This window comes from Mesorhizobium muleiense (assembly GCF_900099905.1).
Lineage (GTDB): Bacteria > Pseudomonadota > Alphaproteobacteria > Rhizobiales > Rhizobiaceae > Mesorhizobium > Mesorhizobium muleiense.
Window position 1 is genome coordinate 131,860 of sequence record NZ_FNEE01000012.1, and the last position, 25,256, is coordinate 157,115.

26 protein-coding genes are annotated in these 25,256 nt (G+C 63.0%); 7 read left to right on the forward strand and 19 right to left on the reverse strand.

Translation table 11 applies throughout. The features are described 5' to 3' along the window. Positions 1–36: 36 nt before the first annotated feature. Both BLT09_RS20765 and BLT09_RS20770 read left to right on the forward strand, forming a co-directional pair. Positions 37–1,293, forward strand: coding sequence for an aminopeptidase (locus tag BLT09_RS20765; RefSeq protein ID WP_091596085.1), 1,257 nt, complete (start codon positions 37–39; stop codon positions 1,291–1,293). A 77-nt stretch (positions 1,294–1,370) separates the two neighbouring features. Further along, entirely contained in the window at positions 1,371–1,727 is a 357-nt protein-coding gene (locus BLT09_RS20770; protein WP_091596087.1) for a DUF488 domain-containing protein, read from the forward strand. Positions 1,728–1,760: 33 nt separating this feature from the next. Here BLT09_RS20770 and BLT09_RS20775 read toward each other — a convergent pair whose 3' ends face one another. The 5 genes from BLT09_RS20775 to BLT09_RS20795 all read right to left on the reverse strand — a co-directional run bounded on the left by BLT09_RS20775 (position 1,761) and on the right by BLT09_RS20795 (position 6,981). Then, positions 1,761–2,828 carry an ABC transporter ATP-binding protein gene (locus BLT09_RS20775; protein ID WP_091596089.1) on the reverse strand — a complete coding sequence of 356 codons (1,068 nt, stop codon included), beginning with the start codon at positions 2,826–2,828 and terminating at the stop codon, positions 1,761–1,763. Between the two features lie 31 nt (positions 2,829–2,859). Beyond that, a complete protein-coding gene (locus BLT09_RS20780; RefSeq protein ID WP_091596091.1) occupies positions 2,860–3,585 on the reverse strand; it encodes an SDR family oxidoreductase in 726 nt (241 codons plus the stop codon). 69 nt (positions 3,586–3,654) lie between these two features. After that, a complete protein-coding gene (locus BLT09_RS20785) occupies positions 3,655–5,160 on the reverse strand; it encodes an ABC transporter substrate-binding protein (RefSeq protein ID WP_091596093.1) in 1,506 nt (501 codons plus the stop codon). A 59-nt stretch (positions 5,161–5,219) separates the two neighbouring features. Then, entirely contained in the window at positions 5,220–6,092 is an 873-nt protein-coding gene (locus BLT09_RS20790) for a carbohydrate ABC transporter permease (protein ID WP_023799420.1), read from the reverse strand. A gap of 1 nt (position 6,093) precedes the next feature. After that, entirely contained in the window at positions 6,094–6,981 is an 888-nt protein-coding gene (locus tag BLT09_RS20795) for a carbohydrate ABC transporter permease (RefSeq protein WP_091596095.1), read from the reverse strand. Positions 6,982–7,112: 131 nt separating this feature from the next. Here BLT09_RS20795 and BLT09_RS20800 point away from each other — a divergent pair, with 131 nt between their 5' ends. Further along, positions 7,113–8,033, forward strand: a complete 921-nt coding sequence (locus BLT09_RS20800; RefSeq protein WP_167366486.1) for a sugar-binding transcriptional regulator — start codon at positions 7,113–7,115, stop codon at positions 8,031–8,033. A 151-nt stretch (positions 8,034–8,184) separates the two neighbouring features. On the opposite strand, the gene BLT09_RS20805 is transcribed toward BLT09_RS20800, so the two are convergent. Both BLT09_RS20805 and BLT09_RS20810 read right to left on the reverse strand, forming a co-directional pair. Beyond that, positions 8,185–8,994, reverse strand: coding sequence for an HAD-IIB family hydrolase (locus tag BLT09_RS20805; RefSeq protein WP_091596099.1), 810 nt, complete (start codon positions 8,992–8,994; stop codon positions 8,185–8,187). 4 nt (positions 8,995–8,998) lie between these two features. Then, positions 8,999–10,327 (reverse strand): sn-glycerol-1-phosphate dehydrogenase, encoded by a 1,329-nt coding sequence (locus BLT09_RS20810; RefSeq protein ID WP_091596101.1) that lies wholly within the window; start codon positions 10,325–10,327, stop codon positions 8,999–9,001. A 138-nt stretch (positions 10,328–10,465) separates the two neighbouring features. Between BLT09_RS20810 and BLT09_RS20815 the strand changes: the two genes are divergently transcribed. Both BLT09_RS20815 and BLT09_RS20820 read left to right on the forward strand, forming a co-directional pair. Beyond that, positions 10,466–11,449, forward strand: coding sequence for a sugar-binding transcriptional regulator (locus BLT09_RS20815; protein WP_091596103.1), 984 nt, complete (start codon positions 10,466–10,468; stop codon positions 11,447–11,449). Positions 11,450–11,503: 54 nt separating this feature from the next. Then, the gene (locus tag BLT09_RS20820; protein ID WP_091596105.1) at positions 11,504–13,006 is read left to right on the forward strand and encodes a xylulokinase; all 1,503 of its coding nucleotides are present in this window, start codon (positions 11,504–11,506) and stop codon (positions 13,004–13,006) included. 16 nt (positions 13,007–13,022) lie between these two features. Here BLT09_RS20820 and BLT09_RS20825 read toward each other — a convergent pair whose 3' ends face one another. Next, positions 13,023–13,379 carry an ArsC family reductase gene (locus tag BLT09_RS20825; protein ID WP_091596107.1) on the reverse strand — a complete coding sequence of 119 codons (357 nt, stop codon included), beginning with the start codon at positions 13,377–13,379 and terminating at the stop codon, positions 13,023–13,025. Positions 13,380–13,612: 233 nt separating this feature from the next. Further along, positions 13,613–13,966, reverse strand: a complete 354-nt coding sequence (locus BLT09_RS20830; protein WP_091596109.1) for a SnoaL-like domain-containing protein — start codon at positions 13,964–13,966, stop codon at positions 13,613–13,615. 225 nt (positions 13,967–14,191) lie between these two features. Between BLT09_RS20830 and BLT09_RS20835 the strand changes: the two genes are divergently transcribed. Then, positions 14,192–14,458 (forward strand): AbrB/MazE/SpoVT family DNA-binding domain-containing protein, encoded by a 267-nt coding sequence (locus BLT09_RS20835; protein WP_091596111.1) that lies wholly within the window; start codon positions 14,192–14,194, stop codon positions 14,456–14,458. Positions 14,459–14,529: 71 nt separating this feature from the next. Here the strand turns inward: BLT09_RS20835 and BLT09_RS20840 are convergent, their stop codons facing one another. Genes BLT09_RS20840 through BLT09_RS20870 form a run of 7 tightly spaced genes read right to left on the reverse strand, consistent with a single transcriptional unit; the run spans position 14,530 to position 21,144 of the window. Continuing rightward, positions 14,530–15,513: a 2-dehydropantoate 2-reductase gene (locus BLT09_RS20840; protein WP_091596113.1), complete on the reverse strand. Its 984-nt coding sequence runs from the start codon at positions 15,511–15,513 to the stop codon at positions 14,530–14,532. Beyond that, entirely contained in the window at positions 15,513–17,048 is a 1,536-nt protein-coding gene (locus BLT09_RS20845; RefSeq protein WP_091596115.1) for an acyl--CoA ligase, read from the reverse strand. Before BLT09_RS20845 ends, BLT09_RS20840 begins: the two co-directional genes overlap by 1 nt. Then, a complete protein-coding gene (locus BLT09_RS20850) occupies positions 17,041–17,739 on the reverse strand; it encodes a fumarylacetoacetate hydrolase family protein (RefSeq protein WP_091596117.1) in 699 nt (232 codons plus the stop codon). Before BLT09_RS20850 ends, BLT09_RS20845 begins: the two co-directional genes overlap by 8 nt. A 2-nt stretch (positions 17,740–17,741) precedes the next feature. After that, a complete protein-coding gene (locus BLT09_RS20855; RefSeq protein WP_091596119.1) occupies positions 17,742–18,497 on the reverse strand; it encodes an ABC transporter permease in 756 nt (251 codons plus the stop codon). Positions 18,498–18,503: 6 nt separating this feature from the next. Further along, complete coding sequence (locus BLT09_RS20860; RefSeq protein WP_091596121.1) at positions 18,504–19,307, reverse strand: ABC transporter ATP-binding protein; 804 nt, start codon at positions 19,305–19,307, stop codon at positions 18,504–18,506. 1 nt (position 19,308) lies between these two features. After that, entirely contained in the window at positions 19,309–20,136 is an 828-nt protein-coding gene (locus BLT09_RS20865) for an ABC transporter permease (RefSeq protein ID WP_091596123.1), read from the reverse strand. Positions 20,137–20,148: 12 nt separating this feature from the next. Next, entirely contained in the window at positions 20,149–21,144 is a 996-nt protein-coding gene (locus BLT09_RS20870; protein ID WP_091596125.1) for an ABC transporter substrate-binding protein, read from the reverse strand. Positions 21,145–21,322: 178 nt separating this feature from the next. Here BLT09_RS20870 and BLT09_RS20875 point away from each other — a divergent pair, with 178 nt between their 5' ends. After that, a complete protein-coding gene (locus BLT09_RS20875; RefSeq protein ID WP_023799437.1) occupies positions 21,323–22,015 on the forward strand; it encodes a FadR/GntR family transcriptional regulator in 693 nt (230 codons plus the stop codon). Between the two features lie 62 nt (positions 22,016–22,077). Here BLT09_RS20875 and BLT09_RS20880 read toward each other — a convergent pair whose 3' ends face one another. Genes BLT09_RS20880 through BLT09_RS20890 form a run of 3 tightly spaced genes read right to left on the reverse strand, consistent with a single transcriptional unit; the run spans position 22,078 to position 25,222 of the window. Continuing rightward, positions 22,078–23,505 carry an aldehyde dehydrogenase family protein gene (locus tag BLT09_RS20880; protein ID WP_091596127.1) on the reverse strand — a complete coding sequence of 476 codons (1,428 nt, stop codon included), beginning with the start codon at positions 23,503–23,505 and terminating at the stop codon, positions 22,078–22,080. Between the two features lie 33 nt (positions 23,506–23,538). Continuing rightward, positions 23,539–24,624, reverse strand: a complete 1,086-nt coding sequence (locus tag BLT09_RS20885) for an ABC transporter ATP-binding protein (RefSeq protein WP_091596129.1) — start codon at positions 24,622–24,624, stop codon at positions 23,539–23,541. Continuing rightward, the gene (locus BLT09_RS20890; RefSeq protein WP_027152261.1) at positions 24,614–25,222 is read right to left on the reverse strand and encodes a cupin domain-containing protein; all 609 of its coding nucleotides are present in this window, start codon (positions 25,220–25,222) and stop codon (positions 24,614–24,616) included. Before BLT09_RS20890 ends, BLT09_RS20885 begins: the two co-directional genes overlap by 11 nt. Positions 25,223–25,256: the final 34 nt, after the last annotated feature.

Genomic DNA, 25,256 nt, shown 5'->3' on the forward strand with positions numbered 1-25,256 from the left:
TAAGAACCAGACTCCCACATCGCGACAGGCAGGATCATGACCACACATTCGCGCGGCGTTGCCGCAACGATCGACCCGGTGAAGCTCGACAGGCTGGCAGAAGTCGCCATCAAGGTCGGGCTGCAATTGCAGCCGGGACAGGATCTGGTGCTGACATCGTCGATCGCAGCGCTGCCTTTGACGCGACGGATCGTCGAGCAAGCCTACAAGGCCGGCGCCGGCCTGGTGACGCCGATCTTCAACGACGACGAGATGACGCTGGCACGCTTCCGCTACGGCGCCGATGCCGGCTTCGACCACGCCGCCGGCTGGCTCTATGAGGGCATGGCGAAGGCCTTCGCCAACAACGCGGCGCGGCTTGCCGTGCGCGGCGAGGATCCGTCGCTGCTGTCGGCGCAGGATCCGGGACAAGTGGCGCGCGCCAACAAGGCGAACTCGATCGCCTACCAGCCGGCACTGGAAAAGATCACCGGCTTCGACATCAACTGGAACATCGTCGCCTATCCCGACCTGGCCTGGGCCAGGCAGGTGTTTCCGGGCGATAGCGACGACGTCGCGGTGGCGAAGCTCGCCGACGCGATCTTTGCCGCCTCACGGGTCGATGTCGACGACCCGATCGGCAACTGGACAGCGCACAATGCGGCGCTTCGCAGCCGCACCGAATGGCTGAACGGCCATAATTTCCATGCGCTGCATTTCACCGGACCTGGCACCGACCTGACCGTCGGCCTGTCCGACGGCCATGAATGGATGGGCGGCGCCTCGACCGCCAGGAACGGCATCACCTGCAACCCGAACATCCCGACCGAGGAGGTTTTCACCACGCCGCATGCAAGGCGCGTCGAAGGCCATGTTACGAGCACCAAGCCGCTGTCGTACCAGGGCACGCTGATCGACGGCATTGCGGTGCGTTTCGAGCAGGGTCGCATCGTCGAGGCCAGGGCCAGCCGCGGCGAGGATGTGCTGAAAAAAGTGCTCGACACCGATGAAGGCGCACGCCGGCTCGGCGAGGTCGCCCTGGTGCCGCATTCCTCGCCGATCGCGGCGAGCGGCCTGCTGTTCTTCAACACGCTGTTCGACGAGAATGCCGCCTGCCATATCGCGCTCGGCCAGTGCTATTCGAAGTGCTTTGTCGACGGCGCCTCGCTCACTCAGGACGAGATCGCGGCGCGCGGCGGCAACAAGAGCTTCATCCATATCGACTGGATGATCGGTTCGGACAAGATCGACATCGACGGCGTCGGCAAGGACGGCGGCCGCGTGCCGGTGATGCGCAAGGGCGAATGGGCGTAGGGGCGAAAGGGCATAAGGGCGAGTGGGCGTAAGCAGCCGCCTGAAAGACGACATGGCGGCCAACCCCGGAGTTGGCAATGAAACTCGATATCAGGGTCAAGCGCATCTACGAGCCGCCCTCGCCTGGCGATGGGCAGCGGGTGCTCATAGACCGCGTATGGCCGCGCGGCGTCCGCAAGGAAGACGCCGCGCTGACACTGTGGCTGAAGACCGTCGCGCCAAGCGATGAACTGCGCAAATGGTTCGGCCACGAGCCGACGCGCTGGATGGAATTCCAGCAGCGCTATCGCGGCGAGCTCGATAGGAACAGCGAGGCGGTCGGCCAGTTGCGCGCCCTGCTCGACAACGGCCGGGTGACGCTGCTCTACGGCGCCCAGGACGACATGCACAACAACGCAGTGGCTTTGGCTGACTATCTCAGCCTTAAGGGTTGAGGCAGCGCGCTGCCGACGCCGTCGTCGCTAATCTCAGGCGACACGCAGTTCCGTGGCTGCATCGAAGAGGTGCACCTTGCCCGGCAGCACCGAAAGGTTGATCGCGGCGCCGGCGTTGCGGCGCTCGTCACGCGGCACCACGGCGACGGCGTCGTATCCCGCCACGCGCAAATGAATCTGGACATCGGCGCCGGTCGTTTCGGACAGCACGACCTCGCCCTTGATCTCACCCGTATCCGAAATGCCGAGATCGTGTGGCCGGACGCCCATGATGACTTTTTGGCCTGGTTTTGCCTTGATCTGCGGTGACAGGCCGATCGACACGCCTTCGGCGACGAAGCGAGGACTGCCGCCTGCGGTCTCGACAGCGCCGGCGATGAAGTTCATCGACGGCGAGCCGATGAAATCAGCGACATATTTCGAATTCGGGCGCTCGTAGACCTCGTCGGGCGTGCCGATCTGCATGATCCTGCCGGCGTGCATCAGCACGATCTTGTCGGCCATCGTCATCGCCTCGATCTGGTCGTGGGTGACGTAGATCGTGGTGGTGCCGAGACGATTATGGAGTTGGCGGATTTCCACGCGCATATGCGTGCGCAGCTTGGCGTCGAGATTGGAGAGCGGCTCGTCGAAAAGGAAGACGGCGGCATTGCGCACCATGGCGCGGCCCATGGCGACGCGCTGGCGCTGGCCACCCGACAGTTCCTTGGGATAGCGCCCGAGGTAGGGCGTAAGGTTCAGGATTTCCGCCGCCCATTCGACCTTCTTCCTGATCTCCGCCTTTGGCACTTTCGCCACTTCGAGGCTGAAGCCGATATTGTCGAACACCTTCATTGTCGGATAGAGCGCGTAGTTCTGGAACACCATCGCGATGTCGCGATCGCGCGGGTGAACGTCATTGACCCGCCTGTCGCCGATCAAAAGATCGCCGCTGGTCACCCGCTCGAGCCCGGCTGTCATGCGAAGGAGCGTGGTCTTGCCGCAGCCCGACGGCCCGAGAAGCACGACGAATTCGCGGTCGGCAATGCCGAAGGAGATGTCCTTCATCACCTCGACATGGCCGAAATTCTTGGCGATGTTCTTATATTCTACGGTGGCCATTCTCTGTCTCCAGACGCCCGGATACGGGTCGTCAGTATTTCTGCCTGGTCGGCGTGATGACGATTTCCTGCACGAGAGCGTTTTGTGGCAGCTGGTAGGTGTGCAGCATGAGGTCAGCGACGTGCTCCGGGCCGATGCCGCCGCCGATCTTGAGCTTGTTGGCCTTGTAGTTGGCGAGTGTCTGCGGATCGAGGACGCCGCTCAGAACCTCGGTTTCGATCACCCCGGGCGAAAGCACGACGACGCGGACGTCGTAGTCGGAAAGATAGTCGCGCAGCGATTCCGACACGGCGTGAACGAAGAATTTCGTCCCGCAGTAAACCGTATGATCCGGATAGATTTTTCGGCCGGCGATCGAACTCATCATGAACAGCGTTCCATGACGGCGCTCCATCATGCCCGACATCACGGCGTGGACCGAATTCAGCACGCCTTTGGTGTTGATGTCGATCATCTCGTCCCATTCCTCGGGCGGCTGGCGGCCTATGTCGGCAAGCCGCGCAATGCCGGCATTGGCAAACAGCATGTCGACCGGTCCGTATTCGGCTTCCGCCTCCTTCACGGCAGCCGCGATCGCGGCGCGGTCGCGGACATCGACCTGCCGAGCCATGCTGTCGGGCAGGTTCAGCGCCTCCATGCGCTCCAGACGGCGGGCCATCATCAAAACAGGGTGGCCGGCGCGGGAAAACGCCTTGGCGACCGCCTCGCCGATACCAGAACTGGCTCCTGTCACTGCTACGAGCTGTTTTCCAGCCATGGCTTTCCTCAATCGAAATTGTCGATACCCCGGGCTGGCGGCCTTCGGGCAGCCAGCCCGGGGGAAGACTCAGCCCTTGGCGACGAGATCGTCGACCTGGGTTTTCAGGGCGTCGAGCGACTCCTTGGCCGAGCCCGACTGGCCGGCGAAGTATTTGCCCAGCGCAACCGGGATCATGTCGCTCGAGAGTTCTGCCCATGCCGGCAGGTCGGGCTCGGATCCCATGTAGTTGGCGATGGTGTCGCGCACGACCGGCAAGTGGCGGGTCGTGCCGGCGCCGACACGCGCATTGGCCAGCACGCGCGGATCGTCATAGACGCTGGTGCGCGTTGGCCCGGTACCGCCGCCCAGAACCGTTATCAGCGCCTGGGTATCGGCTGAGGTCGCCCACTGCATGAAAATCCAGGCGGCGTCCGGGCTCTTCGAGTATTTCGATACCGCGAGCGAAGAGCCGCCCTGGTGACCAACGCCCGGAATTTCGCCGAACCCGGTCTGCTCGACGGTGCGCAGCGTCGCGGCAGGTTTCGGCGGAACCATCGCTTCCATCAGGCCCGAGACCTTGGAGGCCTTGGGATCGTCGAAGAACGGGAAGAATTCGCCCCAGGACAGCATCGAGGCGGCGACGCCCTGGCCGACCGACTGGCCCTCGCCATCCCATGTCCAGCCGTCGACGCCGGGCGGCATCGTCGCCTTGAGCTTGTCCCAGTAGGCCATGGCGGCCAAGCCGGCGTCGTCATTGCCGGTGAACTTGCCGTCGGGGCCGAAAATCGAACCGCCATGGCCCCAAAGCCACGCCGTCCAATCGCATTCGAGGCTGTAATGGCCCGATTTCATCTGGCCGCTGGTGCCGTACATGTTCGGGCCCTTGGCGTCGGTGATCGCCGCAGACGCCTTCAGCAAATCGTCCAGCGTCGCCGGAGGCGGCAGCTTGAGCTCGTCCCAGACGTCCTTGCGGTACTGCATGATGAAGATCGGGATGTCGTAGGGCACGCCGACCATGCGGTCCTCGTACATGGCGATACCGTCGACGAGCGGCTTCAGGAAGTCGTCGATGTTGTAGTTCGGCATTGCCAGGTCGGCGTTCTTGAGCTGCTCGCGCGGATCGAAGACGTCCTGGCTGAAGCTCGCCGCCCAGCTCTGGTCGATATAGTAGAGGTCGTAAGTGCCGAGGCTCGAAGCCACGTCAAGGGTCAGCTTCTGCAGCACCTGCTCGAGCGGCAGCACTTCGATCTCGACCTTGATGCCGGTAGCCTCCTCGAAATACTGCTTGAGCTGCGTGGCGATGGCATTGGACGGCGGCGTCGATTCGGTGGCGAGACGAAGCGTCGTTCCGGCAAAGGGCTTGCCGACATCCGAGAGCCATTTGGTGATTTCGGCGCTGGGTTTTAGTTCCTGTTCCTGAGCCGATGCCTGGCTGATGCCGTAGAACGGACGCCGTCCAAAACCCATGCCGAGCGCGCCGGCGCCGAGGCCGAGTATGCCTGCTGCGCGAAGAAACGAGCGGCGGTCCATCTGTCCGCGAACGAAGCGGTCGGTGACAGAGGCAAGATGCGTCTTTCTGATGCTGTCTTTCATTGTCTACTCCTCCGGTTTAATTCGCGATTTTCTCAAGGCTGCGAATTCGAGCCTCCCATCTATTGTTTCAACGATCCCATCGTGAGACCGCGCACGAGGTGCTTCTGAACCAACAGAATGAAGATGAAAGCGGGAATGATGGAGGCGGCGCCAAGCGCGGCCATGTTGCCCCAGGCGGTGCCGATCGAGGTGACGAAGGTCGACGAGACGACAGGCACGGTCTTGAGCGAGGTGGTGGTCAGGGTCAGCGCAAACAGGAATTCGGTCCAGCTGAAGATGAAGCAGAGCACCGCCGTGGCGGCGATGCCGCCCTTGGCCATCGGCAGCACGATCCTGCGAAAAATCATGAAGCGGCTGGCGCCGTCGACGATCGCGCTCTCGTCGATCTCGGAAGGAATGTCGTCGAAGAAGCTCTTCATCAGGAGGACGGCGAGCGGCAGGTTCATCAGCGCGTGGATCAGCACCATGCCGGTATAGGTGTCGATGAGACCGAAATTCTTGTAGATGAAGAACATCGGCACCGCGACCGCGACGGGCGGCATCATGCGCGTCGACAACACCCAGCCGACGAAACTGTGCCGGCCGCGGAAGTTCATGCGCGACAGGGCATAGGCGGCAAGCGTGGCGATGGCGACAGCGAGCACGGTCGACAGCGTCGCGATGACGATCGAATCCCAGACGCGCGGCGCCATGTAGAAATTGCCGCCGCCCGGCGTCACGGTGATGCCGCCGCTGCCCAGCGAAATCCCGAACACCTTCTGGAAATTGTCGAAGGTCGGCGTGAAGGCGAACAGTTTCGGCGGCCGGTTGAAGATGTCGTTGCCGTGTTTGAACGCCACCGACGTCCAGTAGTAGATCGGAAAGAAGAAGATCGCGACCACAACCCAGGCGGCGATGGTGCGAAGCATGCGGGTCGAGAAGGAGCCGTTCATTCTACCACCTCACCTTGGCGATACGGATGAAGAGGTTGGCAATGACGAGGATGATCACCAGGGTGACGAGGCTGAGCGTGGCTCCATAGCCCCATTTTACGAAGCTGAACGTCTGCTGCCATGCATAGAGGGACAGCGAGTAGGTCGACGCTCCCGGCCCGCCGGAGGTCATGACGAAGACGTAGTCGAAAACCCGGAACAGATCGATGCCGCGGACCAGCACCGCGATGGCGATCACCTTCGACATCATCGGCAGGGTGATGCGCCGGAAGATCTGGAACGACGAGGCGCCGTCGATCATCGCGGCCTCGTAAGGCTCCGGCGGCAGCGCCCTGAGACCGGCAAGGAAGATGAGCACCATGAACGGCGTCCACTGCCAGATTTCCGCGACGAGAACGCCGGCAAGCGCGGTCGACGCGGTGGCGAGGATGGGGTTGTTCGAATTGAGCAGTCCGATCGACTGCAGGAGATAGCTGATCACCCCGAACTGCGGATCCTCCATCAGCAGATACATCATGCCGACAATGGCTGGCGGAATGACGAGCGTCATCGTCAGTACGCCGCGCAGGAATCCGAAACCGAAGCCGTCGCTGTCGAGGAGCAGCGCGATCGCCATGCCGAGCACCAGCTCGAAGATCAGCGCGATGGCGAAATAGGTGAAGGTGATGACGAGCGACTGCCAGAACCGCGTGTCGTTCCACAGCTGCACCCAGTTTTCCGTTCCGACGAATTCGAGCGCCCGCCGGCGCGGGACGAACTCATGGAAGCTCAGCCAGATGTTGTAGACGAGAGGATACACGGTGAAGACAAGGAGGATCGCCACCAGCGGCAGCAGCCAGGGCAGCGGGTGATCCGAAATGACGAAACGTCTGGCTTGGGCAACCCGCACGCGTTCCTCCCGAACCGCTTCGTTTTGCGATGCACAAATGTTCATATCTTGTGCATTTGTTCAAATGCTATATCGTCGCCCTGTCTGTGGCAAGCACTTGTTGGGTGCGCCACAAGCATCGGAGGACCCTCATGACGTCGATCGGTCTGCTGGCACGGGTTGCCCATCAGTATTTCGTGCTGGGCGAAACGCAGCAGGCCATCGCCGAGCGGCTGCAGATCAACCGCACCAAGATCCACAGGCTGCTGGCCGAGGCGAAGGAGCGCGGCATCGTCTCGATCCGCATCAATGCCGGGACGTCCCAGGCGCTCGAAATGGAAGAACAGCTCAGGCGGAAGTACCGGCTCGACATATGCAGCGTCACACCTGATGACACCGGGTCGGAACTCGGGCTCTCCGAAGTGATCGGCATCTATGCCGCGCAGACCGTCGAGACGCTGCTCAGGGACGACATGACGGTCGCCATGGCATGGGGCCGAACCATGCGATGGCTCGCTTCCAACATCGAGCCGGTGGCGCTCAGAAACGTTACCGTCGTGCCGCTTCTCGGCTCGCTGTCGCGCCGGTCGTCGATCGACAAATACGACGCCGCCGCCGTCTTTGCCCAGCGCACCCAGGCCGAATCCTATTATCTCCCCGGACCCATCATCTGCGACAGCCGTGAAAGCCGTGAGACGATCCTGCAGCAACCGAGCGCGCGCGAGGTTATCCAGAAGGCGCTGAACGCCGACCTTGCGCTGATGAGCGTCGGCGGCACAACCAGTTCGACGCTGCGGAGCGTCGGTTACATGACCGACGAGGAATTCGACGATGTCCTGAGACTGAATCCGATCGGGAACTTTCTCGGCTATTTCTTCGACCGGGACGCCGAACTCATCGACCATCCCGTCAACGAGCGCATTGTCGGGGTCTATCCTCGCGACACGCTGAACATTCCCAAGCGCATCCTCGTTTCCGGCGGAAAGAACAAGGTCGGCATCATGACCAAGCTCCTGGAAAAGGGATTCTTCACTGGCCTCATCACCGACCAGGGGACGGGCAGTTCGCTGTGACCGGCCGGGGTTGCGGCGGCAGCCGAAGCTGCCGTGCGATGTTGCCTGGCGCATCGCGCCCGCTTGCCTAGGCCGTCCCTGGTTCGGTTCCATCGCCTGCAGAACATCCTTTTTTGCGTCTTTTGCAGTCCGCATTTTTCGCGCCCACCGATCAGCCCAATCCCGACCTCCGGTTCGCCAGGATCATATCGGCAATCTCGACGAAGCCGCGGCCACCCCGCGACCTGGCGACGAAAGCGGGTTCGGCGTCGATCTGTCCCTGGAAATCCACCACATTCGCGACCCCGAACGCGTTCGGAAAGAACCCGAACATCGGGGCGTCGTTCGGGCTGTCTCCAACGAAAGCATAGGCCTGCCTTTCAGCATCGAGATCGGTTCCCAGCCTCTCGCTTGCAAAGCGGCGCGTCATCGCCAGCTTGTCGTATCGGCCAAACCAGCCGTTCACATGGATCGACGAAATCTTGGCGACAGCGCCGGCCTCCTCGAAAATCTGCTTGATGCGCCTGGCATCGGACAGCGGCAGCGCCGGAACATCCTCGCAAAAGTCGATGGCCAGGTCGGCTTCGCGATATTGCTGGTCGGCGGATACCGCCGAACCCGGCACCTCCTGGACAATGCGCTTTTCCAGTTCGGTGAGCCTGCGCCTGTTTTCCCGGCGTTCGTCAGCGCTTGCCGCGAAAACCCGGATCATCTTTCGCATTGCCTGATCGTAAGCGAAGTAAAAAGCGCCATTTTCGCCGACCACGCCGGTGACCGGCCAGAACCGGGCAATCATGTCGCACCAGCCTGCCGGTCTCCCGGTAATGGGAGCAACGACAAGGCCCGCCTCGTGCAGGCGTTCGAGCGCACGGTAGGCGTCCGCCGGAAGACGACCCTCAGTGGTCAAGGTGTCGTCGATATCGCAGAAGACGCCGCGAATGCGCGATGCAGTTTCGGGTCCGAATTCGGCGAGGTCGCGCATCCGGTCAGGCTTCCCCACGCGCAAAATCCTCCAGCATTCCTGCATCCGCAGCAATGTCGAGGAACGAGAAGCGATTGCGCATCTCCCGGCAATGAACGACGGCTTCGCGATAGAAATCGGCCGGCGTGCCCAATTCGGCCGCTGAAATCGGCCCGCCGGTCGATTTCAGCAGGCGCTGCATCTCGTCGACAGGCACCATGAATTGCTTGAGCTCCTGCCTGAGTGTCGGCCAGAGCTCCTGCAGCCGCTCGTTGAATGCGGCGGCGGCAGTCTCGTCGAAGGCCTTCTTCTTCAGTTCGTCGAGACATTGTGCGGCGACAGCCGGACCCATGCGGCGGACCATGTCGTCAGGATCGATCTTCGTCGCCTTCACCACCGGCGGCTTGTCGCTTGCAAGCATTGCCTGCTGCAATCGCGCCATGGTGAGCGAAGCGAGGCCGACCTGGGTGCCGTGCAGCGTGCCGGGGTGACGCTCGCCGGCGAAACAGTCGATGTAGTGCGATATTTGATGCTCGCCCATGGAACCGTGATTGGAGACGCCGGTGAAGGAAATTCCGAGACCGCAGAGCGTCAGCACGCGATAGAGGTAGCCATTGGCCTCGATGTCATGTTCGGCAAGATTTCCAGCACGCTGGTTGAGCGCCGCCTCATCCTTTTCCTGGATGAGAAACGGGACCTGATGGTAGGCCGTGCCAAGCAGGCGGTGCGACATCCACCAGTCGATCTGGGCGACCGAGCGGCAAAGGCAGTCACCGAACCCCGCCGCCGACAGGTAGGTCGGGGCGGCAGCGGAGACGCCAAGATCGACGAAAAAGCCTGAAGGGGCGTGGGAAGGCAGCGATACCTTCAGGCCGCTTTCCAGTGTGATGGACGCAGTCGTCGATGTGTAGCCGTTCATCGAACCGGCCGTCCCGAACACGCAATAGCGCCGCTCATTCCTTCCGGTGACGAACTTGCAGAGATCGTTGATGGTCCCGGAACCCACCGCGACCACGGCGTCTGCATCGGCGAGTTTGACGGCCAGGCTCTCGACATTGGCCATGTCGGCATGTGGGTGATCCAGGATCACCACATCGACAGGGCCGAGCGTCTTAAGTTCGCGCGCAACGCGCTGGCCAAGCGCATCATAGGTGGCGGCATCCGCAACGACCGTGAACCGCTCGCCCAGATCGAGCTCCGAAACCAGATCGGCCGCCCGCCCGTCGAGGCTTTCTTCGATGACAATCCGGTCATACGGCACCACGGCCTTTTCACCGGTCTCAGGGTTGGTCCAGCGCCCGTCCAGAATGTCGTCGATCAATGCCGTCCAGGATCCGGCTGCCGGATTGGTCATGACATCCTCATGCTGGCGACCCTGTAATCGAGGCGCAGGAGCGTTGGCGTTATAAACAATAGTCACCTATCACTGTCTTTTGTCAAGCATTTGCCCGCGACGCTTGACTTCGTTCTGCAAACCTGCGGAAAAAGGGACATGAATGCCAACGCCGACATCGACGTAGTCCGACCATCTGGGCTCTCGGCACTGCCGCCCGAATTCGACAGCGCGGTAGCGTGGGCTGCCTGGCTCTACTATGTCGACCAGCTCAACCAGAGCGACGTGGCCAAGGTCATGAACGTCTCCAGGGCGAGCGTGGTGCACTATCTGCAGGAGGCGCGCGAAAGCGGACTTGTCGCCGTGCAGGTCGACCACGACGCTTTTGCCCGCACCTTGACCTCGCGGCGTCTCATGGAAAAATACGGGCTTCGCGGCGCCGCGGTTATCCCCGACCTTGATCCAAACGATGCCGACCGCCGCATCGGCGAAGCGGCAGGACGGCTGCTGGCGTCGATGGTCGATCCGGGTGACACGATCGGCGTTGCCTGGGGAAAAACGGTGCTCGCTGCCGCCCGCTCGATCCCACGACTACGGCATGATCGGAACCTCACCGTCGTCCAGCTCTCGGGAAGCTCGATCGGCACCAGCGATTTCTCGCCGGAATTCTGCACCTCGCTGATGGCCAACCGGCTCGGCGCCCGCTGCATAAACCTGCTTGCCCCGGCGATCGTCTCCACCGACGAACTGCACGACCAACTCATGCAGGAGCCGATGCTCGTCAACCAGTTCCGCATGATCCATGCCGCCGGCAAAGTCATCTTCGGGATCGGCGATATCGGGCCGGAGAGCACCTATGCCCGAGCCGGGATATCGGATGCCGCCGCACTTGCCGGCATGATCGAGCAGGGCGCGCTCGGGGTCATCATCGGGCGGTTCATCGACGCTCAGGGAGCCGCTTTCGCAACGCCGCTCGACGGACGCACCGTCGGCATCACGCTCGACGAACTGAAAGCGGTGCCGGTCCGCATCTGCGCCGCCGGTGGCGCCCGCAAGATGGCGGCGATCAGGGCCGGGCTCGGCGGCGGATATGCGACACATTTTGTCACCGACATGGCCACCGCGAACAGTCTCTTGGAATAACCGGCACTTGGACCAACCAGCACCGGTGGAACTCATCGTCTCGGGAGGACAATCATGGGCAGCAGCGACGGACCTCTTGTCGTCGGCCTCGACAGTTCCACCCAATCCTGCAAGGCGATTGCCTGGAGCCGGGACGGACGAGCCGTGGCGGAAGGCCGGGCGCCGCTCGAACTGATGAAGCCGAGGCCGGACTATGTCGAGCAGGAGGTCACCGACTGGTGGCGGGCCGCAACAGCGGCGCTGCGACAGCTTGTCGACGCGGTCGACGCGACACGCATCGCCGGGATCGCGATCTCCAACCAGCGCGAGACCGTTGCCCTCATCGACGGCGCCGGCGCGCCGATCGGACCCGCCAGCCTGTGGCTCGATGAACGCGCCGCCGGGCTGGTCGACCGTTTCGCGGCGGAGATCGGCCGTGAGCGACTGCACCAGATCACCGGCAAGCCGATCGACGTGACGCCGGTCGTCTATCGCCTGAAATGGCTGCGCGAGAACGAGCCGGAACGGTTGGACCAGGCGAACAAAATCCTCGACGTGCATGGCTATCTGACGCTGAGACTGACGGGAACGCCAAGCGCGAGCTGGACCAGCGCCGATCCGTTCGGTCTCTTCGACATCTCGCGCAAGGCATGGTCGCAGCCGATCCTCGATCATCTCGGCATCAAACCGTCGCAACTTCCCAATGCGGTGCGGTCCGGCACGCGAGTCGGGACTGTTCATGCCGCAGCCGCCGCCGCAACCGGCCTTTCGCAAGGAACCCCGGTGATTGCCGCCGGCGGCGATGGGCAATGCGCCGGGCTCGGCGTCAATGCCATGCGCGACGGCGTCGTCTATCTCAATCTCGGAACCGCGATCATCGCGGGAATCTGGTCGCCAGAACCGGTGGTCGGCGCCTTCTGGCGCACCATGACCTCGCCAACCGGCGATGGCTATTTCCTCGAGGCCGTGCAGCGGGCGGGTGTCTATTTCGTCAACTGGTTCGTCGACATGTTTGCCGGCGGGCGCTCCGATCCGGCGATCTTCGACCGCCTCGAAAGGGAAGCGGCGGCCGTGCCGATCGGCTCGGACGGACTTCTCGCCGGCACCACCCTGGTCGGCTGCATGGACCCGCACTGGGATCCGAGCGCACGCGCCAGCTTCATCGGCATGCACCCCTCGCACACGCTCGGTCATTTTTATCGTGCAGGGCTCGAGGCAATGACGCTGCAAACCGCCCGGGCTCTTGAAGAGATGCGCAGCCATGGTCTTTCGCCGGCGCAAATGGTGGCGATCGGCGGCGGCGCCAACAGCAGGCTTTGGACAAAGATGATCGCGGACGCAACCGGGATCGCGATCCATAAGGGTCACAATGCCGAAGCCTCGTCGCTCGGTGCAGCGATCAGCGCGGCGGTCGGCATCGGATGGTTCGAGGGTTTTGCCGAGGCTGCGGATGCGATGACGAGCATCGCCGAGACAATCGAGCCGGACCCCGGCTGCCGCGCAGCGTGGGACGCGCTCTCGGCCAGGCAGGCCAAGGTCTTTTCCGCGACCCGATTCGCCTGGCGAGCTGGAGCGTGAAAAGCATCCCGTCCGGCTACTTCAACCCGCCCAGCGCCTGCTGATAGACATCAGGCTTGAAGCCGACGAGGATACGATCGCCAAAATCGAGGACCGGCCGCTTGATCATCGTCGGTTTGGCCAGCATCAGCGCCTTGGCCTTCCTCTCGTCGAGGCTCAGCCTGTCCGTGTCCGACAGTTCGCGAAACGTCGTGCTCGACTTGTTGAGCAGGATTTCCCAGCCGACCTTGCCGGACCAGCCGTCGAGCCTATCCGCCTCCAGCCCCTCGACCCTGTAGTCGTGAAAACGATAGGCGACATCGTGGCTTTCCAGCCAGATGCGCGCCTTTTTGATCGTGTCGCAATTGGTGATGCCGTACATGGTGATCGTCAATATTTTGGCCCTCGGACTCATTGCTAGTCGAATCTGGCGCACCCTAAACCACCGTTCAGACTTTGCCAGCGATCATGAGGAGATGGGCTTTTTCGACGGTTGGGGCACCGTGGCGATCAGCGGCATATGTGAAGGGGATTTGAGCTTGCTCACACGGCGGCCAGGGCATTCGTCCTGGCCGCCGTGCCTGATTTCCAACGATGCAGCGAGTACAAAGCTTCCGGAAGCCGGTTTCAATAATAGAAGCGCTCTTCGGCAATTTTGCCGTTCTTGACCGTGTACAGACCAACCTCATCCATGCTGACACGCTCACCTGTAGCCTTGGGCGTTATGTCAAACTTGAAGCGCACTGCGAACTGGTCGCCGTTGACATATGGGCCCTCGACCGCGCCGCCATGAACTTCGTGGTTCTCTTCCCACCACTGGCCCTTCTGCCTCACGGCTTCCTTGCCATTGCAGACGGCCATCGGCCCTTCCATCGCTTCGTAGCTGACGATGTCGTCGGCATTGTACTTCTCAGCCGCAACATCGTTCTGACCCTGCTTGAGCAGATCTGTGAAATCCTTGGCAATTTCCGCGGTGGTCATATGTTCCTCCTGTTCAGACTAATTCCAAGTAGGGCACTTGCTGGCCTGCCACGATGAATAGCGCGTGCCAGCCCCTTGCCCTCAACCAATTATGATGCAACGAACGCGTGAAACAAAACAGGAACAAACTGGAGAGTCAAGTGGAGATCGAGCCGGCCGGGGAAGGCCGGCGCTCGAATGTAATGCAGTTTTGCATTATGTCTGTTTTACTCAGGAGATTCTGCCATGACGACACTGACCGTAACAGCACGGGGGCAGGTCACTTTTCGGAAGGAAGTGCTCCAACACCTCGGCATCAAGCCGGGAGAAAAAATTGAACTGGATTTGCTGCCGGATGGCCGGGCAGAGCTAAGGGCATCGCAGCCGAAGGGATCGTTTCGGGACCTTCATGGCTTCCTGAAAGGCAAGACGAATGGCCAGGTTCTCACTATTGAGGAAATCAATGAGGCAATTGCCGAGGCTAGTGCGGCCGCCGGGGCCGGCAAGGAATGAAGATCACGGCTGATACGAATGTAAAGGGCATTCCGCCCGCCTCCTAAAGGCGAGCGCCTGATAAGAATGTCTCACACCGGATAGCAGCCGCGCTCGATGGCGAGGCGGCGCACCAGCGCCAGCACGCTGTCGATGGTCGGCGTCGGCTGGCCGGTCAGCCGGCCGAGTTCCTGGACCGCCGTCACCAGCGCGTCGATCTCCATCGGCCGGCCGCGCTCGAGATCCTGCAGCATCGAGGTCTTGTGCTCGCCGACGTCGCCGGCCCCCTTGATGCGGCGGTCGACCGAGATCGGGAAACGAACGCCGAGGCTTTCGCCGATCGCCTGCGCCTCCAGCATCATGGTGCGAGCCAGCGTGCGGGTGGCCTCGTCGGCAGCGATTGCCGCAAGCGTGCTGCCGGTCAGAGCGGAAATCGGGTTGAAGGAGAGATTGCCCCACAGCTTCACCCAGATCTCGCTGCGGATGTCGTCGCGAACCGGCGCCTGCAGCCCCGCTGCGACCATCTCCTCGGCAAGCCGGGTGACACGCTCGCTCTTCTCGCCCGAGGGCTCGCCAAGCGAGAACCGCTTTCCCTCGATATGGCGGACCAGGCCGGGCGCATCCACCTCGGCCGCGGGATAGACGACCGAGCCGATCACGCGATCCGGCCCGAGCCGGTCCCAGATCACCCCACCGGGGTCCACCGCTTGCAACCGTGTGCCTTCGAGCGACCCGCCGATCCTGTGGAAGTACCACCACGGCACGCCATTCTGCATGGTGACGACGGCCGTCCCCTCGCCCAGCAGCGGCGCGATCTGGTCGAGCGCTGGCGCAACCGAATGGGCCTTGAGCGCCAGCACGACATAGTCCTGGACGCCTAGCTCCTGCGCCTGAGCGGCGGCCCTGACCGAGGCGACGGATTCATGACCGTCTTCGATCAGGCGAAGCCCGTTCGTCCTGATCGCGTCGAGATGCGCGCCGCGCGCCACGATCGACAGATCGACGCGGCCGGTCATAGCAAGTTTGGCCGCGAGATAGCCGCCGATCGCGCCGGCGCCAAAAATGCTGATCCGCATTATCCCAGCCCAGGTTTGGCAAGACCAAGTTTGGTCGCGAGACCGATGCGCTGCAGCTTGCCCGTCGCGCCCTTCGGGATTTCGTCCAGGATCAGGACAATGCGCGGCACCTTGAAATCGGCGAGCCGTGTCGCGGCAAAGCTGCGGATTTCGCCTTCTGTCGCGGCCATGCCCTCGCGCAGCACGATCGCAGCCGCGACCTCCTCACCGAGCTTGTCGTGCGGCGTGGCGAAGGTGACGACCTGCGCCACCGCCGGATGGTCCATCAGCACGTCGTCGACCTCGAGCGGCGAGATCTTCTCGCCGCCGCGGTTGATGATCTCCTTGAGCCGGCCGGTGACGCGCAGATAGAAGTCGCCGTCGAGCACGCCCTGGTCGCCGGTATGAAACCAGCCATGCGCAAAAGCCGTGGCATTGGCGTCCGGATTGTTCTCGTAGCCCGCGGTGACATTAGGCCCGCGAATCACGATCTCGCCGGTGTCACCGGGCTGCAGCAATCGCCCGTCCGGCGCCATCACCGCCACCTCCGGTCCGGCCGCGGCGCCGACGCTGCCCGGCTTGCGCAGGCCCGGCGGCAGCCGGTTCGAAGCCATCTGGTGCGCGGCCTCGGTCATGCCGTAGGATTCGATCACCGGGCAGCCGAAGGTCGATTCAAGCTCGGCCATCACCTGCGGTGGCAGCGATGCCGAGGACGAGCGGATGAAGCGTAAGGGCGCCGCCGCCAATGCATCGGCATTGCGCGTTGCGCGCGGCAGTATCGCCTGATGCATGGTCGGCACCGCCGTGTACCAGCTCGGCCGCGCCTCGCTCAGCCAATGGAAGAAGCGCAGCGCGTTGAAGCCCGGCGTGCAGAAGACGCTGCCGCCGGCGGCGAGCGAGGACAGCACCGCCGCGATCAGCCCATGAATGTGGAACAGCGGCATGATGTTGAGGCAGCGATCGCCGGCCGTCAGACCGAGCGTCGCGCCGATATGAGCGGCCGAGGCGGCGAGATTGGCGTGGCTGAGCGGCACCAGCTTGGGTCGTGACGTGGTGCCGGACGTGTGCAGCAACAGCGCGATGTCGCCGTCTTCAGCCAGGCCCGGCGAAACAGACGGACCAACCGGTTTGCCCTTGATCTCAAAACTGCCGGCTGGCGCGTCACGCAGTGCTGTGAGCCTGAGCACCGCTATGCCGAGGCGCTCGGCCACGGTCACCGCCGGGCCGCTTTCGTCTTCGGCGACGAGGATCGCCTTGGCGCCGATGTCGGAGAGATAAAAATCGAGCTCGTCGGCCCGGTAGGCCGGGTTGAGCGGCGCCGTCGACGCCGCCGCCGCCACCGCGACAAAGGCCGTCGCCATCTCCGGCCCGTTCGGCAGCACGATGGCCACCCGCTCGCCACGGCCGAGGCCCAGTGCATGCAATTGCGCTGCCGTCTCGGAGATCAGGCGGCGCAGTCCGCCATGCGTGAGCGTGATCCTGTCGGGTGCCGAAATCGCCGGCGCATCGTCGGCTCCGGCGGCAAGCCGTTCAATGATCGAGGCCGCTTCAGACAACGCGAACCTCTAGGTCGCCGACGCCATCGATATGGCCGCGAAGAACATCACCGCGAACGACGGCGCCGACGCCCGCCGGCGTGCCGGAAAGAATGATGTCCCCCGGCATCAGCGTGAACAGACCTGAGAGATAGCTGATCATTTCCGGAACCTTCCAAATCATCTGGTTGAGGTCGCCGGTCTGCTTTCGCTGGCCATTGACGTCCAGCCAGATCGCGCCCTGGCTGGGATGCCCGGTCGAGCTTGCCGGAACCAGTGGCGTGCACGGCGCCGATGCCTCGAAAGCCTTGCCGACCTCCCATGGACGGCCCATGTCCTTCGCCTTCCCTTGCAGGTCGCGCCGCGTCATATCGAGACCTACGCCATAACCGAACACGCAGTCCAGAGCCTTTTCGACCGGGATATCGGTACCGCCGCTTTTCAGCGCCACGACCATTTCGATCTCGTGATGGACATCGTTGGAGGCCGGAGGGTACGGAAATTCTCCTGTCGTATCGAGGTTGTCGGGGTTCTTCTGGAAGAAGAATGGCGGCTCCTTGTCGGGGTCGTGTCCCATCTCGACGGCATGCGCGGCATAGTTCCGCCCGACGCAATAGACCCGGTGCACCGGAAACATCTTGTCGGTTCCCGCCACCGGGATGCTCGGGATTGCGCTCGGTTCGATGACGTAGCTTGAAGTCGTGCCGTGCATGTTCACTGTCTTGCTCCTGCGTAATATTCGACTTTGGCTTCGGCCCGTTCGATCAGTTCGGCGATCAGCAGGGCGAAGGCAAAAAGGATGATGGTCAAGGCCCAGAATTCGGCCATGCGGAAATTTCGCGAGAAGGTTTCGAACAGCGCACCGTAGCCGACGATGGCGACGAGCAACTGGCCGATGACGACGCCCTTGACGCCGCGGATGAGGCCGAGGCGAATGCCGGCAAGGATTTCCGGAAGTGCCGCCCAAAGGATGATCTTGCTATAGAGCGCCGGGCGCGAGGCGCCATAGGAACGCGCCATCTCGATCAGCGACGGCGAGATATGGCGGACCCCGGCACGGGTGTCGAGAACGATGATCCAGATCGCAAACAGGAACACCGCCGCAACGATCGTCTTTTCGCCGAAGCCGAACAGGATCATCAGCACCGGGACGATCGCCGAGAGCGGTGCGCTTGAAAAGATGTTGACCCACATGCCGAGCAGGTCGTCGGCGATCTTGACGCGTCCCATCAGGATGCCCAATGGCACGCCGACAACGATCGACAGGGCCATGCCCGCCGCGAAGGCGCGAAGGGTCGTGACTGTCGCGCTCTGCCAGGACGGCGTCTGCACCAGACTGATCGCTGCAACCAGCACGTCGCTAAACGGCGGCAGCAGAAAGACAAGGTCGAGCCGGCCGACGATTTCCCATACGACGCACCAGACCAGCAGGGACGCCATCATTGGCACACGGTAGCCAAACAAGGTCACGGCCGGTCACTCCACATACTGCTTCAGCCCCTGCCAGATCTCCTCGACAGTATCGAGATAGTGCCTGTCGCGATGGATGCGCTCGGGGTCGCCGGAGCGATCGATTTCCGGTTCGATGATCTGCGAAACCCGGCCGGGTCTCGGCGACAGCAAGACGATGCGGTCGGAGATGTAGACCGCTTCCTCGATCGAGTGCGTCACGAAGATGAAGGTCTTGTTCTGGTTGGTGCGCAGCCGGATCAGGTCTTCCTGGAATTTCCGCCGGTTCTGCTCGTCGACCGCCGAAAACGGTTCATCGAGCAGCAGGACGTCGGCATCGACCGACAATGCGCGCGCCAGGCCGACGCGCTGGCGCATGCCGCCCGACAGCTGATGCGGATATTTGTCCTCGAATCCGGCGAGCCCCACCTCGGCGATGTAGCGTCGGGCGATCGCTTCGCGCTCGGCCTTGTTGGTGCCGCGCAACTCCAGTCCGAAGGCCACATTGCGCATCACGGTCGCCCACGGCATCAGCGCAAAATCCTGGAACACGAAAGCGCGTTCGGGGCCGGGTGCGGTGACGTGCTTGCCGTTGATCGCGACGGTGCCGCCATCGGCCCGTATCAGCCCCGCTATGATCTTCAGCAGCGTCGTCTTTCCGCAGCCGCTGGGTCCGAGAAGGCTGGTCAGCTTGCCCCTGGGAAAGTCGAGGTCGATGCCGCGCAGCGCCTCGACATTGCCGTAGGTCTTAAAGATTCCCCTCACTTCCACGATTGAATCGATCGGTGCGGGAACCGGCGACGGTCCATTTCGCAATGCGGTCGCGCCCATCTTAAGCACCTCTGCTCTCGGGCCTGAAAACGCGGACTTCCACCCACTGCAGAAAGACGAGCGTCGGGGTGGAAAGCGCAATGATCGAGGCGATTGTTGCGTACATCTCGGCGTAGTCGGCGCGCGAGCGGTGGAAGGTGATGAGGTCGCCGATGCCGGTCGGGGTGATCAGCAGTTCGGCGAGCACCACGCCGACGAAGCCGGCAGCGACGCCGAGGCGCAAGCCGGCAAAAATCACCGGGCTGGCGTCCGGAAGGATGATCTTGGCGACGGTCTGCCAGCGTGTGCCGAGGAAGGATCGGCACATGACCAGCAACGACTCGTTGACGTTGCGCACGGCCTTGTAGGTGTTGAGCACGATAACCGGCAGCGCCAGGATCATGACGGCGAGCGTCTTGGCGGTCATGCCTATTCCGTAGACAAAGGTGACCATCGGAATGAAGGCGGCGACCGGTGCTGCCTGAAGCACGATGAACACGGGGATCACCAGCCATTCGCCGGTGCGCCACAGGCCACAGATCGTGCCGAGGCCGACACCCAGGAACGCCGACAGGACAACGCCAAGCACCAGCGGCTGCAGCGTCGAAAGATAGGCGGTTGCCAGGCTGCCGTCGGCGAGCAGTCCGAAGAACGCGACGACCGTATCGGAAAAAGTCGGGAAGGCGAAGCTGACCGGAATGCGCCCAGCCACCTCCCAGATTCCCGCGAACAGGGCGATCGACACCAGCCTAAGCAGGACCGGCTGGTCCCACGATGCGCCCGTTGCGCTGCGATTGGAAAGAGGAGCGGGGCCGGCAGCCTCGCCGTCGGTTCTGATGCTTACGGCCATCCGGCAGGCCGCCTATTTCTTGCCGAGCTTGGCGACGGCGCGGTCGATTGCGGAGACATCCCAGAAGTCCTGGACCTTGAGGCTGGCGGGATCGCCTTCGATCTGGCCGGCAAGGCTGAAGAAGGCAAAGTCGTCCTTGGCCGCATCGGCTCCGCCGCCGTTCAGCGCAAGACTGCCGGCTTCCGCGGTTTCCTTATAGTATTCGGTGATTTCGCTGTCGGCTTCAGCGCCGAGATCCGGCAGCAGTTTGTATTTGTTGCGAAGCTCGACGGCGACCGCGGGGCTCGCGGTGATCTCGCGCGCGGTCTTCATCAGTTCCTCGACCAGGATGTCGACGTCGGCGGCGTTGTTCTTCAGATAGTCCGCGGTCGCGAAAAGCGCTTCGTCCGAGGCGCCGAGATCCTCGACCGGCAGAACGATGAACTTGCCGGGGGCTTCGGCCTCGAGCGCGCGCCTGTTGGCGGCATCGACGATCGACGCCTTGATGGTCCCCTGGAGCAACGCATTGCGGCGAACCTCGGAACCCGGGACATAGCTGATGTTGCCGAGCTTGATGCCGTGGTTTTTCGCCATCAGCAGCATGACCGCTTCGGTGCCGGAGCCGCGCGCCTGGACGGCGACCTCCTGCCCGTCGAGATCCTTCCATTCCTTGTAGAATTCGCTGTTGACGACGGGAAAGAAGCGCAGCGTTGATATCTGCGCGAAAATGCGGATCGGCACGCCGACCTTCTGGATCAAGGTATAGGGCGCGCCAATGCCGACATCGGCCTGGCCGCCGACAATGGCCTGGGCAGCCAGATCCTCGTCATTGAGAACAATGAGCTCGACATTCACGCCGCGCTCCTTGGACCGCTCTATCGCGGCGAGCGTCTGAATGGATTCAATCCCGGGAAGGTCGCCGAATGCGATGCGCATGTCGCCCGCATTTGCGGCCGACAAGGGCGCTGCACATGCCAGGACCGCGGCGAAAGCGGTGGCAAGGATGGTACGTCTGGACACGCCGGCCATTGTCATTCCTCCCGTTTTTTGTAACCATTTCCTTGATTGGTTAAGACTACGGGACGGATTGGTCAAGGAGAAACTGCACCGTATCGAACGGGTGTGCCCAGAAAACTCGGCAGTTGACGGTTTCCACTAATCGTTTTAACACCGACAAAGGGAAATCATATGCGGATTGGTTAAATTGATGGACGATCCCGGTAATGGCGGCCACGCCGCCTTGGTTCAGCTGCAGGCCTATCTTGCCCAGATGGATCATGCCGGTGAGACGCGGCTGCCTGCCGAGCGGGAACTGTCGGAGAGCCTCGGCGTATCGCGCGGCGATCTGCGCAAGGCGCTGGCGGTGCTCGAGAAGGACGGCCGCATCTGGCGTCACGTCGGCAGGGGCACCTTCGTCGGCAGCGGGCCGGTCGAGGAGACGATCGGCATTTCGGAAATCGCCGGGCGCACCAATCCGGCCGACGTGATGCGCGCGCGCCTCATCCTTGAGCCCGAAATTGCGCGCGAAGCGGCGCTGCACGCCACGCTTTCGGACATCGCCGCGATGCGGCAATCGCTGGTCCAGACGCGGGAAGCCGTCACATGGCGGCAATATGAGAATGTCGACAATCTGCTCCACCGGCAGATTGCGCAGGCGAGCCGCAACAATGTGCTGCTCGGCCTGTTCGACGTGCTGAACGCCGTGCGCCGCACCGTGGTCTGGGGACGTCTCCGTTCAGAAGGCGCCCGCCCTCCGGCAGACCATCACAGCTTCGCCGACCATGAACGGATCGTCGAGGCGATCGCCGAGCGTGACCTCGGCGGCGCGGCAGCAGCGATGCGCCTGCATCTCCAGCAGGTCGAGCGGCGCCTGATCCCTGTCCGCGAAGCCGCCGAATAGGCAGGTTAGCCCGTTACAGCGCGCGCGTGCTTCTTTGGCGCGGCGCTGTTCGGTGTCATGGGCTAGGCGCCGTAGCCGACGATACCCTTGACCTCGAGGAAATCGTGGATCGCCCAGTCGGCATATTCGCGGCCGTTGCCGGATTGCTTGTAGCCGCCGAACGGCGCGAAGGTGTCCCACTCCGGATAGTTGATCGAGACCTGTCCGGCGCGCAGGCGGCCGGCGACTTTTCGCGCGTGGTCGATATCCCCTGATTGCACATAGGCGGCTAGGCCATAGACGGTGTCGTTGGCGATCTTCACCGCGTCATCGTCGTCATCATAGGAGATGACCGAAAGCACCGGCCCAAAAATTTCTTCCCGCTCGATGGTCATGCCCGGCGTGACGTGGCCGAAGACGGTCGGCCGCACGTAATAACCGCGATTAAGATGCTCCGGCCGGCCGGAACCGCCGGCGACCAGCGTTGCACCCTCGGCGATGCCGGCCTCGATCAGCCGCTGGATCTTGTCGAACTGGATGTTGCTGACCACCGGCCCGAGCCTGGTCTCTTCCGAGCGCGGATCGCCGACCTTGTGCGCCTCTGCCGCCTTCTTGGCGATCGCCAGCGCCTCATCGTGGCGGGCGGCCGGCACCAGCATGCGCGTCGGCGCATCGCAAGACTGGCCGCTGTTGCCGAAACACGCGTTGACCCCCTTGCGCACCGCCTTCTCGAAGTCGGCATCGGGCAGCACGATGTAGGGCGATTTGCCGCCGAGTTCCTGCGCCACGCGCTTGACCGTCTCGGCCGCCGTCTTGGCGACGATGATGCCGGCCCGGGTCGAGCCGGTGAAGGAAACCATGTCGACATCCGGATGGCCGGCCATGACCTGTCCGACATCCGGACCGGTGCCGTTGACCATGTTGTAGACCCCCTTCGGCGTGCCGGCCGCTTCCATCACTTCCGAAAAGACGATGCCGCTGATCGGCGCGATCTCGGAAGGCTTCAGCACGACCGTGCAGCCCGCGGCGATCGCCGGCGCCACCTTGCAGACAATCTGGTTGAGCGGCCAGTTCCATGGCGTGATCAGCGCGCAAACGCCGATCGGCTCCTTGACCACCATGGTGGTGCCGCGCTTCTCGCTGAATTCGTAATCCTCCAGCGCATGAATAGTGGCTTCCATATGTGCCCTGCCCGCCCAGGCCTGCGCCTGGCGCGCCCAGGTGATCGGCGCGCCCATCTCCTGGCTGACAGCCTGGGCGATGTCCTCGTAGCGCTCGTTGTAGATTTCTAGGATGCGCTTCAGCAGCGTCAGGCGCTCGGCCTTGCTGGTCTGCGAAAAGGCCGGAAAGGCCGCCTTCGCCGCTGCCACGGCGCGGTCCACATCGGCCTTCGAGCCGGCGGAGATTTTGGTGTAGGCCTCTTCGGTGGACGGATCGATCACATCCAGCGTCGCCGGCACCACGGGCGCGACCCATTTTCCGTCGATAAAGAAGTTCAGGTGATTGCTCATGGGTAGTGCCTCCGGTTTTCTGGAAGGATAGGGTCAGATGGGCAGCATAGGGCAGTTAGCGCCGCGGCGCAGGCTGATATGCGCCACGTCGCCGACGCTGAATTGAAAACCTTCCGCCCGGCGTGGCGCATCGATCACCACTGGTATCCCCTGCCCCAATTCGGCGTGCAGGCGCAAGGTGCGGCCGCGAAAGACGATGCTGCTCACCCGCACCGGCGCGGTGCCGATCGCTGCTTCGGTCGTCGCCAAAAGATCCTCCGGACGCACACCGATGGTTCGCACCGCGCCTTCTCCCGGCGCTTCGCCGGTTTCCGACGTGGCTTCGAGCGGCAGGGCGCCGGCGCTGAAACGCAATCGATCGCCGTCACGGCCGACAAAGCGCGACTGCAGGAGGTTCATCGTGCCGATGAAACTGGCGACGAATTTGGTGGCGGGCCGGTCGTAGAGCGTGGCCGGCGGTGCGATCTGCTCGATGCGGCCCTTGTTCATGACGACGATGCGGTCGGAGATCGACAGCGCCTCGGTCTGGTCGTGGGTGACCATGACGAAGGTGGTGCCGAGCCGAGACTGCAGCCGCTTCAATTCGACCTGCATCTGTTCGCGCAGATGCGCATCGAGCGCCGACAGCGGCTCGTCGAGCAACAGCACACGTGGTTCGCAGACAATCGCACGGGCAAGCGCCACGCGCTGGCGCTGGCCGCCCGACAATTCGGACACGCGGGCGCCGAGCTTCTCGGCAAGGCCGACCATGTCGAGCGCTTCGCCGACGCGCTTTGCCTGTTCGGTCCCGGAAAGCTTGCGCAGCGACAGGCCGAAGCCGACATTTTCGGCGACGTCCATGTGCGGAAACAGCGCATAGTCCTGGAACACGGTGTTGACGGGACGGTCGAACGGCCGCAGCGAAGTAATGTCACTGCCGTCGAGCAGCACCCGTCCGCTCGACGGGCTTTCGAACCCTGCGATCACCCGCAGGCTAGTGGTCTTGCCGCAGCCGGATGGGCCGAGCAAGGTCAGGAACTCGCCGCGGGCAATGTCGAGATCGACGGCGTCGAGTCCGACAATGCCGCCGGGGAAAATCTTCGACACCGCCTCCAGCCGGACGAGAGGATCAGGCGCCATCGCGAACCTCGGACGGCTTGGTCGTGTTGACCCAGAGGATCTGGCAGCGCTCGGCGCCCGGATTGCGGAAGGCATGCAGCAAGGTGCTTTTGAAGGCGAAGCTGTCGCCGGTCTTCAGCCCGTAGGTGGTTGAATCGATCACGAGTTCGACCTCGCCCGACAGGACGAAACCGAATTCGTGGCCGGGATGGGCGTAGGCTTCGACGGTGCCGCCGCCGGCTTCCACCGTCACCAGCATGCCGTTGAGCGTAGCGGCCGGCGGCGATAGCAGCGCCTTGGCGATGCCTTCCGACTTCACCGGGACCTGGCGCCGGCTGTTGGCGCGCACGCAATAGAGATCGCTGACTGCATCGTTGCCGTCAGCAATCAGCGCCGACGGCTCGATGTCGAGAGCGGCGGCGAGCGGCCAGATCACCTTGACGCGAAGCGAGGACAAGCCGCGCTCGATCTGGCTGAGCGCACCGATCGAAACGCCGGCCTTGGCGGCAAGCTCGGCCAGCGAAAGACTGCGTTCCAGCCTGAGCGCCCGCACGCGCCGGCCGACCCGCACATCTGCGTCGTCTTTCGGCTTTTCAGCCGCTTGGTCCAGTATATCCATCTGTTTCCCGACCTCGTTTTCGGTATCCTGGAGC